Source organism: Acidovorax sp. LjRoot118, assembly GCF_964253575.1.
Taxonomy (GTDB): Bacteria; Pseudomonadota; Gammaproteobacteria; order Burkholderiales; family Burkholderiaceae_C; genus Acidovorax.
Map to the genome: position 1 here is coordinate 4,654,634 of NZ_CAXURB020000001.1, position 15,885 is coordinate 4,670,518.

Below are 15,885 nucleotides of genomic sequence, written 5' to 3' on the forward strand. Positions count from 1 at the left end.
ATACGATCCCTATGCAGGGAACATGCTGATCAAAGGTTTGGGGCCAATCCTGTCCCCCGAGGAAGCCAGAAGAAAGCTTGTTGACCTGCCAGCGCGTCCGCCTAGCGACATTGGATCTATCCCCCGGCACATACGCTTGCACATGCTGCAGGACCTGCGAAGACTTCATCTGCCGAGCCTGGAGGGCATACAAACGCATCAGACCATGGATTTGATGATACGGCAGAACTACAAGCATACCGATCCAACCCTTCCAAGCACGTGGACCCTCAAGGGCGGGGAAGCGTCGCAGATATGGAAGCGAAGTGGCTCCCCAGCGTTTGGCGCAGCTGTGGAAGGCATCTCAGGCGCTGGAAAAACAGAGGCTATCACGCGAGCTCTGCATCTCTTCCCTAGGATCATTGAACACGAGTCTTTCCCCAAAATAGCCGGTGCTCATACCCAGGTGACTTGGATATCCACTGACGTTCCTCCAGGAGGAAAGCCAAGAGACTTAGCGGTGGCTTTGATGAGCGCATGGATGCGTACAACAGGCAGCGATCGATTCGAGGACTCGCTGCAAAGGAAAAGTCCGCGCTCAGGAATGGCGATGCTTGAAGAATGGCGCCAAGTGGCAAGCTCCCATTTCCTGGGCTTCCTGCATCTCGATGAAGTTCAAAATTTCTTTAAGCTTTCGCCGTTGGAGGTTCGCAGAAGGGTCAAGAGCCGGGACGCAACTCAAGAACTCAGCGTCCAGGAGGATCAGTCTCTGAGATGGCTCCTGAACCTCATGAATGTCTGGCAAATTCCGCTTCTTGTGTCAGGTACGCCTGATGGCATCGGAGCGCTGACAAAACGCCTCAGCACAACTGAGCGGTTTGTCACGTCAGGTTTTCATGCTTTCAAGCACTTCGCCGATCCGTTAAGCACGGCATTCAAGAACACTTTCCTGGCTCCACTTTCAACCTACCAGTATGTCGCCACCCCTCTGCAGATTACCGACGATGTTGCAACCCTCATAGTGGAGAAGACAGCGGGCGTGCAAAGGCTGATCATCGCTCTTTGGGTAGCAGCACACCGAGTAGCTTTCGAGCGTAAAGACGATGATCTTCGCATTGAAGATTTTGAGGTTGCTGCAGACACACTTCTATCGCCGATAGGGCCGGCAGTCATCGCACTGAGAAGCAACAATCCCCTGATGATGGCCCGATACGAAGATCTTACCGCCAGGGACCAGACTTTTTGGCAAAATTTCTGGAGCAAGCGACCATAGTCGGTTGGGCGATCAGCCGTTATTTTCTTGCCCCCACAAATCCCTTAGCCGAGACTCTCAAGCTTCGACTGGTCGCCGCGCGCTTTCTTAATATATCCGCTCGGAATTGCGGTTGGACGAAGCCCTCGTTCATTGCTCTCAGTACACCCCACATGTTCGGTGCGCAATTTCTAATCAACTGTTCCATCGCTTGCACGGAAAGACCGCTCACCTCCGCACTGTCCGCGATCGAACCTTGTTCGAGAAAAAATCGCTCAAGCCCCTTTTTGACCAAATGCACCGCCACCCCATCCATCTCAAGATCAGGGAGTCCCATCTTCTTCAGCATTCGTGCATCTGGAAAACCGTCGCTATCGCGCGAGACTGCGCTGTAGATCCCTGAAGCATTCCGATATGCATTGAGAGCGTCGCGCGATCGCTCATCGCCCACAGTAGCGAATACCCGACCAGCATCCATTTTGATAAGCTTACACTCCACCTGAGCAATCGTCTCATATGCCTGCTCACATGACTCGAAAAGAGCTGCAATAAGCACCAATTTCGAATGCACCTGCCGATCACCATTATTCATCCACCAACCCAGATCTCGATTGGATAAATCGCCAAAAACATTATTTAACCATGTTGCGGGAAACTGATCCCTCACCCGGTCATCTATAAATACGCGCGCTGTATCTTTCCTTCGAATACCCATCCCAAGATTGGCGGCTCTTTCAAAGATTGCAGCATGGACACTATCTCCGTCTAGAGGTTTTTCGCGCTCATAAAGGGCATCGACTAGCAATAGGTACTGTTGTACACCATAGTTCCTCTGTGCTTCGACCACCAGGCCGTCGGACACCTTCCCGCCCTGATCGACATAGAAGCTCGGTGTACGCAATCCGGGCTCGGCCGTATAAATAAATCTAAGTGGGCTCTGATGTTTTTCGCACCAAAGATGTCCAGGTGTCTGGTGTTCCCGGCGCCAGTAACTTATCCCGTGGAATTTGACGTCAGCTTTCATGCACTCTTCGCAAAAATTGGTGGTAACCTTTCTTCGCTTAGAGCTACGCTCAGGCTTCAATGTAGTTTCAGGAAAGCACTCCGCCCCCCGAAACATCGATATACCATCGGTCAGCGGCATTGTGGTATGACGTAACCCGAAATGCCGTGAATCCATTTGAGCAGCACGACTTAATAAATCATGCGTTGTACGTGATCCGCGCTCAATTTGAAAGTGCCTTTCTATCAAATTAAACGCCGAACATGTGTCTATACATCCATTGGCCAACATCAAACGCCCAAGATAGCCACGATCCAATTCCTCAGGAAATGGTGAAAGTTGGACAAGTGTGGACATATCGACCTCCAAATGGTTCTTTCAACGAGGCGGCGGACGTAAAACCGCCAACGAGCGAATGACAGATGCAAGTGCTCGTGCGTGAGTCGCAGAGCCGTCCCATGTGCCTTGCAGCGCGTCGATCAGCTCTTGGTTCGAACGCACGACCTCAGCCGTAACGCCTCCCTCAAACCTTTCAGCAAAAAGGCAAACGTCTTCAAAAAGTCGCGACGTTCTCATGTTCTCGCCGCTCAGAATCCGGCTTACCTGAGACTGGCTTGCTCCAACATGGGCGGCGATCTCGGCTTGAGAGATGCCATGCAACTGGCAGATGCGACGGGCGTTTTCAGCTCGGGCCTTGAGCTCAAATGAATCCATGCGTTAAGCATAACTCAATGCATATCTGCATATCAAGAGCCTAGTTCGACGGTTCGGGTTTTTGATCAAGTGAAGAGGTCACCTGCTCCAGGAGGTCGCGCTACAAGAGCCCGCTCTATCGCCCTCCTCGTCAGAGGCAACTTGTCCAGCTGTCTGCGCTTGGAGTGCAGTTGGGGAATCAGTGGATACAGCTGGTTGGCATGCTTGAGGCGCTCACCATGCTCGGACAGCAGCGTGAGACACGCCTTTTCTACCGCAACGCACAACAGCTCGTCTCTTGCCTTCCAGTCGACAGAGGTTGCATTCTGACGGCGCTGAGGACTCTGACAGGGCTTATGTTCATTCAGCCATGCGCGATCATTACGATACAGCCAAGAGTAGACGGCCGGTTCCATCGCACGCATCCATTTGACGCCCACACCACCGGATGTCTTGAGCAGCTTGGTCCAGATTTTCCTCGCTCGGCCACGTGCCCTCTCGTGCCTCACATCCATCCAAGTTCGGTGCAGACCGACTTCTGCCAACAACAGTCGCGCTATGGTCTGTACGGAAACGCCCGCTTCGGAGGCGACCACAGATTTATCTGCACCACTACGCAGCCGACGAATCACTTGCTCGCGCACATCTGGATGCAAGATCTTTGGCCGCCGATGTATGGCGAGGCCCATCGTCGCTGCCCATGCCAACGCGGTTTGCGTATCGACCCCAATGCGGGAAGCAGCAGCCCTCAACGAAACATTTATGTTGCGTAACAAAAGATAGAGTTCCTCCTTGCGAATGTCTACTACCTCGTCGCTGCGCGACTGAGCCTGTCCTACCGTCGGGGCAACCCGTCCGACGGGATGGAAGCGCGAGAACTTTTCCCATGTTCCAAACAACCAGTGGATCATCACAAGATGGCGCAATGGATGAGTTTTGTTTTGCGGACTGCTTAGCAAGCGGCTTAGTTGTGGAGAGGCTTGCTGGACTGTCCGCGGAAAGCCTGCTAGCTCATCAAGGTCCGGAAAGAAACGCAGGTGGTCCACGAATGAAGCTGAAATCGCTTTTAGACGCAATTGGCCACCCTCCGACACCCATCCGCGGTTCATGAACTCCGCGCGATAGCGTTCATGAAAACGATCCACCTCAAGTTTTGACCGAGTGCCCTCTGAAACTGCCGCTTCAACCAGATCCGCGAAGCCAGCGAATACCTCAAGGTGATGAGTGGCCGATAGTCCGGCGTTAGCGATGCAATCGTGAAGATCATCCAACCGGGGCAGCACCCAGTGAAACCGTCCGACTCCGATTGACTTGGATTGCTGGAGCGGCATTCCGTGCTTAGTGCAAATCCAGACACCTGGATACTGATGCTTCATGTGCCAGTAAGTCCAACCACAACTATGCATGTCTTCCTGCATGCAACCGACACAAGCCTTAAGAGGATGGTTGGCACGGAATCCGCTCGTATAGATTCCAAGCCGGAGTCGGAGGAGCGCTATCCTGCCATGCGAGAGGTATTCGACAGCATTGCTCACCTCTTCTTGGGATAGAAATGGCTGATAGAACTTCAGTAGAGTGAGATTGATTGCTACATGCCGCACGTCGCCATAGACCCCACCCGTGCGCTCGACAAAACTTTGGAGCCAATTGAGGAAGTCATGGTGAGCAGCACTTCGCGCATGTGAGAAGAACTGTCTGCTGGTTGTAGACGCGACTGAGTTTCCCCAGAGAAAATGATGGCGACTCACCAAGCTAAAGAGAGACTCATCTGGCAACCGAAGCAACAGTGGCGCAGCCGGGAAAAGGTCGAGACGCTCCGTCATGGATGAACTCCTTGAAAGACATCATGGCACTGCAGATCAGCGTAGGCCTCGCGAGCGGTTCGTGGGATCTAATCCTGTTGGTGACGTGTGCTTTCGCTCGCGCAATTCAAGGGGCGCCTTCAGCGCAAGCGCATCAGCTTTCGGCAGATGTATGTTCTAGCCACCTGGGTCGTTTGAAGCTTGAGCCTCTTTCAGTCTCTCCATGTACGCACCAGCCTCGGTTCGGTCCATGGCAACCTCTCCGCAGTCGGAGCAGAACCTGCCGGACACGTCTTTGATCATCAGGGTCACGACTCAATGCTCACGCTCTACATCGCGTGTTTCGTGAACGAGACGTTCGCCGGTACAAGCTCCGCATTTCATAGTCCCTGCTTCTCAAACGAAACTGTTGATGATCCATGGCATCCAACATTTTTCCATGACTGATCGGAGGCGCGTTTCGTTCGATCCTGCCTTCCCCGATCTCCTGCCAGCGATGTACCGCCGCCCTTTTTATGCGACCTCATTAAACTGATGGGGCATAGCTGAGGAGGTCGGGCCTCCGATGGCACACCTAACGCAACTTAGTTGTTATTAGCTGTTTTGGCCATGTTAGCTGTGCAGCTAACATGCCAAATTCGCTAACGTAGAAGTCGCGTTCGAAGTATTGCGTCTGGCTTTAGGCTTCGGCGGAGTACTCGGTCCCACGGTGAAACGGTCGCCGGCCACCCCATGTCAAAGGTTCCTGTGTCCAGCTTGAGGAAACAGACAACGCCTGCTGACCACAGCGCCTTTGGGCAGTGCCTCATCGGCCACCGCTTGCACCGCAGCTATCTGTGCTGGCGAGAGAGGGCCATCGTCGGGTTCGTAGCCCTGGCGCACTTCGGCTGGCAACCTGCCCCGGAGATCGTCACGCCCAGAAGATTCTTGAGCATTGAAACAGCTACTGGAGGATGTTTGGGCCATGTCGTTCCAATCAATACGAGGACATCTGGGCAGTTGGTCTAACTAATTGCTGCAGCGCACGCTTGAATGCGCCTGACTTTGCCCGTGATGCCTGAGAACCTCTCGAGTGCTGCAGATGGGCCAGGGATGTCGCCATACGGTTTTCTCCCTGCACCTGCATGGCCGGATGCCCTACCGTCGCGAGGCACCCAACGCTTGCACGCTCACCATCCGGGCACAGATTGAAGACCTATGCACGGTAGATTTTCACCGGCATGATCGCCCGCTGCAAATCGCCGTGCTTGCTTCGAGCTACTCTGTAGGCGCCTTGCCTCAGCTACAGCCCTATAGCCACCTTGGTGGATACAAGTTTCGTTGGCATTCAAGTCCGTGCGCAGTACTCTGATGACATGCGAACACTGTTCCTTGACTTCGATGGTGTGCTGCACCCGGAGTTCTGCCACGAGTCCAAGCACTTCTGCTGCCTCCCGTTTTTCGAAGAGGCAGTGCGACATGCTCCTGATGTTGAGATCGTCATTACGAGCACCTGGCGGCATCAACACCGACCTGAGGATCTGGCTCGGCGGTTTTCTGCGGACATCTCGCATCGGGTCATCGGAGTGACGCCCCACTTTCCGGCGCTCAACGATGTTCCGGATACGTTGGTGAGTTTCGAGCGGGAGGCTGAGTGCAATGCGTGGCTTCGGGCCAATGGGCGGGTTGCAAGCCCTTGGCTGGCCGTCGATGACAGGTCTTGGCTGTACAGGCCCTTCAACCGCGCCCTGTTTCTGGTCAACGGGAAGACCGGCTTGACGGCTCAGGCTTCCAGAGAATTGGTGCAGCGACTGCTGACTCTCTGATCAGTTGCATCATGCTTGCGCGTTCACTCACTTCACGCATATGGCCTGGACCGCACACAAGAATTCCTATTGTGCGCACCGGATCCAACTGCGCTTGAGGGGATGCAGGTCCGAGCACACGAGCAGTTTCATGGCCAACTCCGGCGGGGATTCTTGTGGACTTTGGCAGACTCTGTAAAGCCGATGCGCTGAATCCGACTGGAGAGCATCCGCCCGTTCAGTAGCGGCCCTGGTTTGATGCTGACCATGAACCCCTTGCCAGCATCCATCCGCGAGAAATACACGCGGGCGCCAACCTTCCACCCGATCTCCGGCAAAGGGAAGCGGTAGCGGCTATCGATGCATGCTCGTCCAGACTTGTGGGATCGCCGTTTAACGATCTTGGGATTCAGAGGCATGGCGGTCCTTGTGTGACGTCCCAGCCCACATTCACGAAGTGGGTGGTCTCGGTTGGGGCACCACCTGCCGGTGCAAATGCCCGTGGAAGTTCAAGATTCGGGTAATGGAGTAGTCCACCTTAGCCGGGTAATGGCTCTCAAGGACATTCTGCCCCAGGGTGTCCTGCCTGACTAGAGAAGCCTCCAATGCCTCGAACAGCGACGTCGTCTGTCCTGGGCTCTCATGGTCAGGTTGCGCCGGCACAAGAGTGGATAGGGACAATTGCCTGACGCGAGTCAGGTCCTGCAAGCAACATGGGCAAGAGAACCTCGCATGGGTCTTCCCTTGGGCAGACCCAGAGAAGGCCGGCCCTTTGTCTTTGGTGCGCGGCCAATCTGGCGCATTTGGGACAATCCCTTCATTCTTGCCACCCAACGATGAAACACTTCCAATTCAAATGGGTCCTGCGCGACCAACAGTACGAGTTCTCCGCCCTGGCCCAAACCAGCCGCGGTCAGCAGCCAGAGGTCGAAGCCGAGCTTGTAGAAATCTGGACCTGGCTGCAGCGCCAGAAGCTGCGCCTCGGTCAGTTCGGTTGGGATGCAACCCGCGAGACGCTGACCAGCAAGATCGAGACTCTCTCGGTCAGCCAAGGCGCTGTTGATAGCGATGGCGAGACCATCTTCCATCCCCAGGAAACCCGGCTGGTGTTGACGCTACCCGACACGGTCGCTGTCAATTTCAGGTTCGAGTTCAACGTCGTGGATGATCGTGGGTAGTACTGCAGGCATGGAACCCGTTTCCCCATCACCCAGGAACTGCTGCGGCATCTGCAGCGCGACCAACTACCGCAAGGTGATCGCGCGCGATGCCAACGGTGCAATGCGCACGACGCAGCGGCTTCGCTGCACGGGCTGCGAGCGGGAGTTCGTGGATGTGCAGTCATGGCGCCAGGGCTTGCCATGGGTTCCAATTCCGCCCGAGGCAGACCAATGAGCGCCACCACCTCGTTTCTTCGTGCGAGAACAAGACCAGCCGTTGGCGCTAGCCTTGCTCAGCTCGTAACATGGCCGTGTTTGCAAACATGGCCATGATTGGTCGGTTGAGGAACACCCGGAAGTGACACGGCTCCAACTCCCAGACTTCCTACAGGAGCACTGATATGAGCGCCAAACCAATCATCGCCCTGGACGCGGATGGGGTGCTCCTCGACTACGGCTTGGCCTATGCCTCTGTCTGGGAGCGCGCGTTTGGTCGTCGACCTCTGGAGCGGGACAAGGATGCTTACTCTCCCCTCGATCGGTGGGCCGTCGAATTTCTTGAAGGTGAACGCCTGGCCGCTCTGCGGGCCTGCATGAACGAGCAATTTTGGTCTTCTCTTCCACCTCTGAAGCTGGCGGTTGAAGCATGCCATCGGCTTCATGACGCGGGGTACGAACTGGTCTGCGTCTCTGCGCTTGCTCACCAATTTGAAGGGGCCCGCCTCAGGAATCTGAGGGACACGGGGTTTCCCATTGAGCGTGTGATCGCGACAGGACGCTCAGCAGAGCAACGAAGCCCGAAGGCCGACGCCATTGAGCAGCTTGCGCCACTGGCTTTCGTTGACGACTTCCTACCGTACTTCCGAGGGATCGCGCCGAGTGTTCATCGCGCTCTGATCTGCAGGGGCCTCAATGGGACGCCCAACGTCGGGCCGGAACTCGACGAGTTTCATTCCTCACACGGTGATTTGTGGAAGTTCAGCGAGTGGATGCTCGATCCTAGTCGCACGTTGCGTTCTGGGGCAGCGTAGGTCTACACGGCGCCTCAAATCGCGGACGCTGCTGAGATGCTGGGCTGGATGAAGGGCGTAACCAGACGCCTTCTCGATCGGGAACCCAATCCAGCTAGGCCCCGTTTTTGACTAGACTGAACGGTTGAGGAACATCCTGGTGGCCAGCAGGCCCACCGGCGTCCAGTGCAGGGCCGGCGACATGGCCTGGACCAGCAAGTCGCGCTTTTCGGCCGTGCCGAGCGTGGGGTAGCGCTGCTCAAAGATTTCCAGGTCCGTGTCCAGCCCCGCCGCAGCGGGCTCGGACCGCCCACCCTTGGCGGCCTTGAGCCGCTCGGCCACGCGAAAGCTCATCTGCCGCTTGCCCGTACCGGGCGTGGCGCCTGTCTCGAAGGGTGCCCCGTCGGCACTGGCCGGGCCGCGGATCCAGTCGTGGATCACCTGCAGTTCGTAGGGCGAGAACACGCCGAACATCTCGGCACGCTCGCCCTGCAGCAGGTGCCAGAAGCGGCTGTCGGTCACCGGTTGGTTGCGCTTGATCCAGCCGGCTTGCTCCAGTGCGGCCAGAAACTGCGGCAGGTCGTCGGCACTGGAGAGCCAGTCGTTCACGCTGCGACCCGCCACCTTGCAGAAGTCGGAGTGCGCGCCATGTCCCGACGGCGCCTTGCGCGCCAGGATGGCGACCACCTCGCTGTCGATGTCGAAACCGCTGATCACGTCCAGTGTGCTGGCGCCCACGTTGCCCAGCTTGGCGCCGGCACGCACCCGGCGCCAGTAGTCCCCACCATCGTCGATGCGCGGCGCGGCCTCCAGCGCCGCTACGCAGGCGCGCTTGGCATGCCCGGTGTCGGCATTGTCGACCGTGACGTGCAGAGTGAAGTAGTAGGGGTCGATGCCCAGTTCGTTGAGCTCGAAGGAGGTGATGAGCAGGTGCAGGGGCAACTGCTCATATCCCAGGTTGAAGCCCACGATCTCGGGCAAAAACTCCTGCGCATTCCAGCCCAGTGCCACCTGCACCAGCCCTTGCTGGTAAAGCGCGTCGGGCAGGTCGTCCACTGGGTCGAGCCCATAGTTGGCCAGCAAGGCGCGGTACAGCTTCACATGGTTCTTGTCGGCCAGGCCATCACCCAGTTCTTCCACATAGGTGGTGACCAGGTCGGACAGGCGGGAGTTGTCGGCGTGGGCGCACAGACCATACAGCCAGGAGCCATCGACCAGCTTGGTGGGCGCCACATTGCGCAGAAAGTACAGGGCATGCGCGCGGTTCGTGAAATAGCGGCGCGGCGCGCCGGCCTTTCGCTCGTCCAGATAGGCCTGGTACTGGCCGTGTACCTTCTGGATATTGGCCTCCATCCAGGCCGTCAGGTCGGCGGGGTTGTCAGGGAGATCGTCCGCGTGCGCAGCCACGTCCTGCAGGGTGCGGCGCAGAAAATCGGCTGCCGCTTCGCGCTCCGGTGGCGTCGGAATGTGGTTGGCCAGACGGTCATAGAGAGGCGCATGGAGCGCAGCCGGGGCGGATGCCATGGGGACGAGAGGGGCGATGGTCGGTTCGGAACGAAGGCGTTCCTGCAGATGAAGGTACATGGCGTATTGTGTGTAGGTATGTCCCTGAGGGTGGGCCATCGCCGCCTGCGCCACCATCGGGCCAGCGCTCCGATCCGCGTGGGCGGCCTCCTACGGCCGGCCTCTGGTGCCTACAAATAGCCCCACCGGTGCAGGTTGCCAAGGGCCTCGTCCGACACCCGCACACCGATGTCTTCGCGGTAGCGCAGGTTGGGCACGTAGACCTTGCGCGCCAGCGCCAGCGCGCTGGCGCTGGCCGCCGCCACGGTAGGCGCGCAGCCTGTGGCCACGCCCACATAGCCGCTGGTGCCGCTGGTGATGAGCGCGCCCTGGCGCAGTTCCACCTCGGCAAAGGCGATGGCCGCGCGCTCTGCCATCGACAGGTCCTCGTCCAGGATCACGGGAATGCCCTTGGAGATTTCCTCGTATCCCTGGGTGTAGGGGAACGGCGGCACCGTCAACACGATGCCCACGGCAAAATCCGGCGCCGTCTCGAACCGCGTGGCCGAGCGGTGCAGCATCTTCTGGAAGATGCCTTCCCACGGCTCCCGGTGCAGGCGCTCGCAGATGGCGTAGCCGGGGTAGCCGAAGCGGCTGGTGAACTCCAGCGGCCAGAGGCTGTCTGCATTGGCCATCAGGTTCACGTTGATGTAGCCGCAGTAGCCGCCATCGCGCAGCACGCCTGCCAGGGGCTTGAGCACCTGGTCTCGCAGCCTGCCGCTGCCGGCATAGCTGACCACGGTACCCATCTCGCCTGTCAGCTCGCCCAACTCACCCGGAAAGAATCGCTTGTGCTCGAAGTCGATGCACGCGGTTTCCAGGAAATCCGCGCCGTTGAAATACCCGCCGACACCGATCTCGATGCCATCGATGTACTCCATGAGCACGAAGTCCGGGGACGGTAAGGGTGCCTCGTGCGCGCTGTAAAAATGGAGCAGCGCGGCCAGGTCGCTGCTGTCGCCCTTCTGCGCGATGTAGTTGCGCGTGCGCGGGCTGTTGGCGCCGTTGAACTTGAGCACGTAGCGCTGCCGCCGCGAGGTGATGAAGTCCGAGGCCTCACGGTAGCTGGTAAACGAGTGGCTGGCCGCGGTGCAGAGGCCCGCCTCGCGCAGCACGGCCTGGCCATACTCGCGCTCGGCCTCCAGCCGGTCGCCCAGGGCGCTGCCGCCGATGACCTGAAAGCCGTCCCTGCGCAATGCATCCTGCTGAGCGCCCTGGTCCGCCGTCTCGAAGAGGATCAGGCCCTCGGGCCCTGCCTCCCTGATCCAGCCCAGCTCCCTTTGCCAATCATGGGTGCGCGTGAGCATGCCGGCAAACACGCCGTGGCTGGCCGGGTCGCGCACGAACACCCGCACCTCGTGGCCGCGTGCCTGCATGCCGCCGTACATGGCAGCCAAGTCGTTGCAGTCACCGATGCCCAGAATCCTCACGCCGGCCGCCTTTGCACCACGAGCCCGATGGCGGCGATGCGGTCCACCCCTGCGTACTCCGGCCGGTCGAGTTCTTCGCCAAAGACATCGGGATCGATCTCGCGGCGCGTGAATGCACAGCCCGTGCGTGCTGCAATGCCGGCGGCCCATTCGGAAAACGCGTCTACCCCCTGCACCACGGCACTGCCGGTGTAGAGGATAAGGCGACCGCCAGGCCTGAGGTGAGCGATAGATTGCTCCAGAATGCGCTGCGACAGTCCTTCGCCGAAATTGCCGCCGCCATGCCGGTAGGTGCGCTTGTCTGCATCGACCAGGTACGGCGGGTTGGAGACGATCAGATCGAAGTCGCCCGTGATGCCTTGGAACAGGTCAGACTGGACGAAGGTGCAGAACTCCACCTGTGCAAGGCGTGCGTTGGCTTTGGCCAGCGCCAAGGCCTCAGGATTGATGTCGGCAAGCACCAATTCATCAACACTGCCGCCTGCAGAGCGCGCCGCAACAATGCCGCCAGGCCCGCCACCGCAGCCCATGTCCAAGATGCGACCGTACGCTCCCAACGGGTGGGCAGCCAGCTCTTGAGCAATCAGTGCCGCAAAACGGTAGGTATCGGGGCCAAAGAAAACGGCATCCGCCTCCGAGGTAGGGAACCGCGAATGGGCGTATAGCTCACCGCCCAAGCTGCTCACGCGCACCATGCTTTGGTACATGCCCGTATCCTGCTGTTGAGTGAGTCCTTCGCTGACAAGCTTGTCACGCAATGGCAGTGGCAGCAACGCGCCATCGAACGGCAAATTCCAGCCGAATATGTCACGCAAATCTCGCGCAGCTTTTTCAACGCGATTGCGCAGCACGCGATGGTGCGTCAATGGCGTGGGAGTAGTGAATTCGTAGTGCCTTGACTTCAGGAAATTGCCCAGGTCTACCAACCGGGCAACGCGGTGATCATTCATGATGTTGAGCGTTATTCAGGGCTGGTCGAAGTAGCCGTTACCATGCGATCGTTCAGCATCCCTTGAACAGATGGACCTCCAGCCGGTGCCCCAAGCATTGAGCTAGGTCGCCTTCGGGGCCAACTTTGATCGGTTGCCTCTGAGAACCCGCCTCCTCCCCAGCAAACGCTTCTGCTGGCTCTGTCAGCCCGACGGAAGCCGATGCGCCGTAGGCGACCATGGATAAGCCGGCACCGATGAAGGTCGCCGCGCGAAAAGTGGAATGCGGGGAGAAGAACATGAAGAACCTCCATAACGCTACAGCGACGATCATGGAATGAAGGACTGCACAAGTGTGTAGGAAAAACTGCAAAGCGAATGACGGCCCACTCGACCCACTTTGCCGCCGGCGGGGTGTGGAAGAGCAACTTGAACGGAAGTCGGTTCGAACTTGAAAAGCAACGAGCGCCACTGAGGCGTGCTCCTGGGACGCGCCCTTTTGCTCCCATGAGGAGGCCCGACTCCAAATCCCATCCTCTTCGGGTTCGACTCGGTAGGTATGGGGATAGGCGCTTGCTCTGCGCGCGAGCGGTCAGGGGTCTGTCCCACAGAAGTGGGCGCCGCTTGCTGACCGGGTAACGAGTGTCGTACCGCCAAATTGAGCGGAATCAGCAACAGATCGACTCTTGCCCGCATGCCCATCCCTGACCGCCGTGCCCACCCTTATGCGCTCGCCGCCGTGTCCTCACTCGCCCAGGCCTTGCCCGGTATGGCAGCACTGTCCGTTGCCACACAGCTTCGGCAACTGGTCGGCATGGGCTTCGCTCGCTTGCCCCGACCGGGCGCGGGTTCGACGCTGCAGCGCTGGCAGGCGCTGAGTCACGTGGCGCAGCACAGCCTGTCACTAGCGAAGCTGTATGAGGGGCACTGCGATGCACTGGCCATTCTGCTAGAGCTAGGCCATGATCGAGGCGAGACCAACGAGACTTGGGCGGTTTGGGCGGCCGAGGTCCCCGGACAGCGGGTGCAAGTTCTGCCACAAGGCGACAGCGGTCTGGCCAAACTGTCCGGCGCTAAGGCCTGGTGCTCCGGTGCACAGGGGGTCAGCCACGCCCTGCTGACCGCATGGCTGCCGGGGCTGGACCAGAGCCAGTTGGTCGCCGTCGAACTCGGCCACGCCAGCATCCGCATGAACACCGGCGCCTGGCAGGCCGTGGGCATGGCCGACACGCTGAGCGCGGAGGTGGCGTTCGATGCCACGCCTGCCACACTGGTGGGCGCGCCTGGAGATTACCTGCGCAGGCCCGGCTTCTGGCATGGGGGTGCAGGCATTGCCGCCTGCTGGTATGGCGGCACGCTGGCCGTGGCCGACTCCCTATATCGCGGTATGCGCGGTCAGTCGTCCGAGCACCCGGCTTTCGCATACCGCGCTGCAGCCTTCGGCAAGGTGGATCGGGTGTTGGCAGGTATGGCCGCGCTGCTGCGCGAGAGCGCCGCCTGGATCGATGCGAACCCGCACGCGGAGGCCATGGCCACGGCACTGCGTGTACGCCAAGCAGCAGAGGCTGCGGCCCACTGCGTGCTGGAGGAAGCCGGGCGCGCGCTGGGCGCAACGCCCTACTGCCGCGACGCGGCGTTTGCACGCGCTGCGGCAGACCTGCCGGTTTTCATTCGCCAGAGTCACGGATACCGCGACGATGCGGCCCTTGCCAGCGCAGTGCTGGCGCAAGAGAACTACCCATGGGCACTCTGAACCATCCCGCTGCAGCCGAGGGCCTCCCCCCGGCCACTCGCCTCATCAGCGAGCCGTGCGTGGACACGCGGTTCTGGGAGTCCTGGCTGCGGGAGGAACGAATCCCTCGATTGTCCACCAGCGAGTTGGTGGGCAAATGGCAGCGCTTGATAGTGGTGGCACCCCACCCCGACGATGAGATTCTTGCCTGCGGTGCCCTGCTGCACAGCCATGTGGCCCGCGGGGGCGCCTGCTTGGTGGTGGCGGTGACAGATGGCGAGGGCAGCCATCGCGCTGCGGACGGTAACGATGCAGGGGCTTTGGCCCGGCAGCGCAGACACGAAAGCGCCGCCGGCCTGCAGCTCCTCGGCGTTTCGACCGAGTCCGTGCTACGCCTGGGCTTGCCCGACGGCGGGCTTACCGGGGAAGCCGGCAACCTGCAAGCCCGATTGGCTGACTTGGTGCAGCCATCGGATGTGGTCGTGACCACTTGGCGCCTGGACGGACACCCGGACCACGAAGCTTGTGGCCGTGCCTGCGCTGCAGCCTGCCAGGCCAAAGGTGCCGCGCTGCTGGAGGCGCCGGTGTGGATGTGGCACTGGGCCGAGCCCTGGGATCCGCAGGTGGACTGGACCCGCCTCGCTGGCGTGGGAATTGATGGAGACTCGCATGCGCGCAAGCTCCACGCACTGGCCTGCCACCGCTCGCAGCTCATGCCCCGCTCGCCCAGCCTGCCCGCAGTGCTGGACCCGGAGATCGTTGACCGCGCGAGCTGGAACACCGAATACTTCTTTGTGCTATGACTGCACCCGCCCCGCAAAACTTCTTCGATCCGCTGTTCGCCCGGGGCCCGGACCCCTGGCATTTCGAGGGTAGCTGGTACGAGGCTCGCAAGCGCGACCTGTTGTTGGCCAGCTTGCCGCATGCGCGATACGAGTCCATTTTCGAACCGGGCTGCGCTGGCGGTTTTGTTTCCGAGTTTTTGGCGCAGCGCTGCGACCGGCTTCTGGCCTGGGACGGAGCAGTGCGAGCAGTGGAGTACACGGCCAACCGGCTCAAGCCCTTCGCCCACGCCCAGGTCGCACAAGGCTGGGTGCCTAACCAATGGCCTGAGGGGCGCTTCGAACTGATCGTGCTCGGCGAGTTCCTGTACTACCTCCAAGAGACCGATATCGAGCGTCTAGCGCAGCGATGCCGCGCCACTCTGCTCGCTTCTGGCTCGGCTGCCACCGTTGCTTCCTGTCACTGGCTACATCCATTCGACAGCTTCCCGTTGGGCGGGGCGCGCGTGCACGAGATCATGCACGGACACCTTCAGATGCCGCGTTTGGCCCAGTGGCGCGATGCGGACTTCTGCCTGGAAATCTGGTCAAGCGCGCGGCAGAGCGTAGCCCAAAGAGAGGGTCGTCGCGAGTAGTAGTAAGTCATCCTGCCCGGTGCCTTGCCCGGGCGCCTTACGTGGCGTTCTTCCAAATCCCGTCATGGCTGATGGCACTCCCTCGTGCGCGCATTTCATCGCCATTTTCGAATTGTCCTTTTTGCTACCAT

The 15,885-nt window shown here is 59.6% G+C and carries 15 protein-coding genes; 7 read left to right on the forward strand and 8 right to left on the reverse strand.

Going from position 1 to position 15,885, the window contains the following annotated elements; all coding sequences use genetic code 11:
- Positions 1-22: 22 nt before the first annotated feature.
- A complete protein-coding gene (locus tag ACSQ9E_RS21905; RefSeq protein WP_057201320.1) occupies positions 23-1,252 on the forward strand; it encodes an AAA family ATPase in 1,230 nt (409 codons plus the stop codon).
- Positions 1,253-1,271: 19 nt separating this feature from the next.
- Here the strand turns inward: ACSQ9E_RS21905 and ACSQ9E_RS21910 are convergent, their stop codons facing one another.
- The 4 genes from ACSQ9E_RS21910 to ACSQ9E_RS21925 all read right to left on the reverse strand — a co-directional run bounded on the left by ACSQ9E_RS21910 (position 1,272) and on the right by ACSQ9E_RS21925 (position 5,032).
- Positions 1,272-2,591: a TniQ family protein gene (locus ACSQ9E_RS21910; protein WP_157412424.1), complete on the reverse strand. Its 1,320-nt coding sequence runs from the start codon at positions 2,589-2,591 to the stop codon at positions 1,272-1,274.
- A 21-nt stretch (positions 2,592-2,612) separates the two neighbouring features.
- A complete protein-coding gene (locus ACSQ9E_RS21915; RefSeq protein ID WP_082604089.1) occupies positions 2,613-2,948 on the reverse strand; it encodes a helix-turn-helix domain-containing protein in 336 nt (111 codons plus the stop codon).
- Between the two features lie 65 nt (positions 2,949-3,013).
- Positions 3,014-4,750, reverse strand: coding sequence for a TnsD family Tn7-like transposition protein (locus ACSQ9E_RS21920; RefSeq protein ID WP_082604090.1), 1,737 nt, complete (start codon positions 4,748-4,750; stop codon positions 3,014-3,016).
- A gap of 156 nt (positions 4,751-4,906) precedes the next feature.
- A complete protein-coding gene (locus tag ACSQ9E_RS21925; protein WP_369819447.1) occupies positions 4,907-5,032 on the reverse strand; it encodes a YgiT-type zinc finger protein in 126 nt (41 codons plus the stop codon).
- A 1,052-nt stretch (positions 5,033-6,084) separates the two neighbouring features.
- Between ACSQ9E_RS21925 and ACSQ9E_RS21930 the strand changes: the two genes are divergently transcribed.
- The 3 genes from ACSQ9E_RS21930 (at position 6,085) to ACSQ9E_RS21940 (ending at position 8,704) form a co-directional block, all read left to right on the forward strand.
- Entirely contained in the window at positions 6,085-6,534 is a 450-nt protein-coding gene (locus tag ACSQ9E_RS21930; protein WP_057201321.1) for an HAD domain-containing protein, read from the forward strand.
- Between the two features lie 815 nt (positions 6,535-7,349).
- Complete coding sequence (locus ACSQ9E_RS21935; RefSeq protein WP_057201322.1) at positions 7,350-7,691, forward strand: hypothetical protein; 342 nt, start codon at positions 7,350-7,352, stop codon at positions 7,689-7,691.
- A 383-nt stretch (positions 7,692-8,074) separates the two neighbouring features.
- Positions 8,075-8,704 carry an HAD family hydrolase gene (locus ACSQ9E_RS21940; RefSeq protein WP_436219186.1) on the forward strand — a complete coding sequence of 210 codons (630 nt, stop codon included), beginning with the start codon at positions 8,075-8,077 and terminating at the stop codon, positions 8,702-8,704.
- Positions 8,705-8,815: 111 nt separating this feature from the next.
- Here the strand turns inward: ACSQ9E_RS21940 and ACSQ9E_RS21945 are convergent, their stop codons facing one another.
- The 4 genes from ACSQ9E_RS21945 to ACSQ9E_RS21960 form a co-directional block, all read right to left on the reverse strand.
- Positions 8,816-10,207 (reverse strand): iron-containing redox enzyme family protein, encoded by a 1,392-nt coding sequence (locus ACSQ9E_RS21945; protein ID WP_436219187.1) that lies wholly within the window; start codon positions 10,205-10,207, stop codon positions 8,816-8,818.
- A gap of 170 nt (positions 10,208-10,377) precedes the next feature.
- Positions 10,378-11,676, reverse strand: a complete 1,299-nt coding sequence (locus ACSQ9E_RS21950; RefSeq protein ID WP_436219188.1) for a phosphoribosylamine--glycine ligase — start codon at positions 11,674-11,676, stop codon at positions 10,378-10,380.
- Positions 11,673-12,626, reverse strand: coding sequence for a N5-glutamine methyltransferase family protein (locus ACSQ9E_RS21955; RefSeq protein WP_057201326.1), 954 nt, complete (start codon positions 12,624-12,626; stop codon positions 11,673-11,675). The genes ACSQ9E_RS21950 and ACSQ9E_RS21955 overlap by 4 nt, the downstream gene beginning before the upstream one ends.
- A 52-nt stretch (positions 12,627-12,678) precedes the next feature.
- On the reverse strand, positions 12,679-12,939 hold the full coding sequence (locus ACSQ9E_RS21960) for a hypothetical protein (RefSeq protein ID WP_057201327.1): 261 nt from the start codon (positions 12,937-12,939) through the stop codon (positions 12,679-12,681).
- A 435-nt stretch (positions 12,940-13,374) separates the two neighbouring features.
- Here ACSQ9E_RS21960 and ACSQ9E_RS21965 point away from each other — a divergent pair, with 435 nt between their 5' ends.
- Genes ACSQ9E_RS21965 through ACSQ9E_RS21975 form a run of 3 tightly spaced genes read left to right on the forward strand, consistent with a single transcriptional unit; the run spans position 13,375 to position 15,754 of the window.
- Positions 13,375-14,358, forward strand: a complete 984-nt coding sequence (locus ACSQ9E_RS21965) for an acyl-CoA dehydrogenase (RefSeq protein ID WP_436219189.1) — start codon at positions 13,375-13,377, stop codon at positions 14,356-14,358.
- A complete protein-coding gene (locus tag ACSQ9E_RS21970) occupies positions 14,346-15,140 on the forward strand; it encodes a PIG-L deacetylase family protein (protein ID WP_057201329.1) in 795 nt (264 codons plus the stop codon). Before ACSQ9E_RS21965 ends, ACSQ9E_RS21970 begins: the two co-directional genes overlap by 13 nt.
- A complete protein-coding gene (locus tag ACSQ9E_RS21975) occupies positions 15,137-15,754 on the forward strand; it encodes an SAM-dependent methyltransferase (RefSeq protein ID WP_057201330.1) in 618 nt (205 codons plus the stop codon). Before ACSQ9E_RS21970 ends, ACSQ9E_RS21975 begins: the two co-directional genes overlap by 4 nt.
- Positions 15,755-15,885 lie beyond the last annotated feature (131 nt).

Bases quoted from the DNA above. Each gene is read 5' to 3' on its own strand.
- ACSQ9E_RS21930 (WP_057201321.1), top strand. From the start codon at position 6,085: ATGCGAACACTGTTCCTTGACTTCGATGGTGTGCTGCACCCGGAGTTC.
- ACSQ9E_RS21925 (WP_369819447.1), bottom strand. From the start codon at position 5,032: ATGATCAAAGACGTGTCCGGCAGGTTCTGCTCCGACTGCGGAGAGGTT.
- ACSQ9E_RS21920 (WP_082604090.1), bottom strand. From the start codon at position 4,750: ATGACGGAGCGTCTCGACCTTTTCCCGGCTGCGCCACTGTTGCTTCGG.
- ACSQ9E_RS21915 (WP_082604089.1), bottom strand. From the start codon at position 2,948: ATGGATTCATTTGAGCTCAAGGCCCGAGCTGAAAACGCCCGTCGCATC.
- ACSQ9E_RS21955 (WP_057201326.1), bottom strand. From the start codon at position 12,626: ATGAATGATCACCGCGTTGCCCGGTTGGTAGACCTGGGCAATTTCCTG.
- ACSQ9E_RS21940 (WP_436219186.1), top strand. From the start codon at position 8,075: ATGAGCGCCAAACCAATCATCGCCCTGGACGCGGATGGGGTGCTCCTC.
- ACSQ9E_RS21945 (WP_436219187.1), bottom strand. From the start codon at position 10,207: ATGGCATCCGCCCCGGCTGCGCTCCATGCGCCTCTCTATGACCGTCTG.
- ACSQ9E_RS21975 (WP_057201330.1), top strand. From the start codon at position 15,137: ATGACTGCACCCGCCCCGCAAAACTTCTTCGATCCGCTGTTCGCCCGG.
- ACSQ9E_RS21935 (WP_057201322.1), top strand. From the start codon at position 7,350: ATGAAACACTTCCAATTCAAATGGGTCCTGCGCGACCAACAGTACGAG.
- ACSQ9E_RS21970 (WP_057201329.1), top strand. From the start codon at position 14,346: ATGGGCACTCTGAACCATCCCGCTGCAGCCGAGGGCCTCCCCCCGGCC.
- ACSQ9E_RS21905 (WP_057201320.1), top strand. From the start codon at position 23: ATGCTGATCAAAGGTTTGGGGCCAATCCTGTCCCCCGAGGAAGCCAGA.
- ACSQ9E_RS21910 (WP_157412424.1), bottom strand. From the start codon at position 2,591: ATGTCCACACTTGTCCAACTTTCACCATTTCCTGAGGAATTGGATCGT.
- ACSQ9E_RS21960 (WP_057201327.1), bottom strand. From the start codon at position 12,939: ATGATCGTCGCTGTAGCGTTATGGAGGTTCTTCATGTTCTTCTCCCCG.
- ACSQ9E_RS21965 (WP_436219189.1), top strand. From the start codon at position 13,375: ATGGCAGCACTGTCCGTTGCCACACAGCTTCGGCAACTGGTCGGCATG.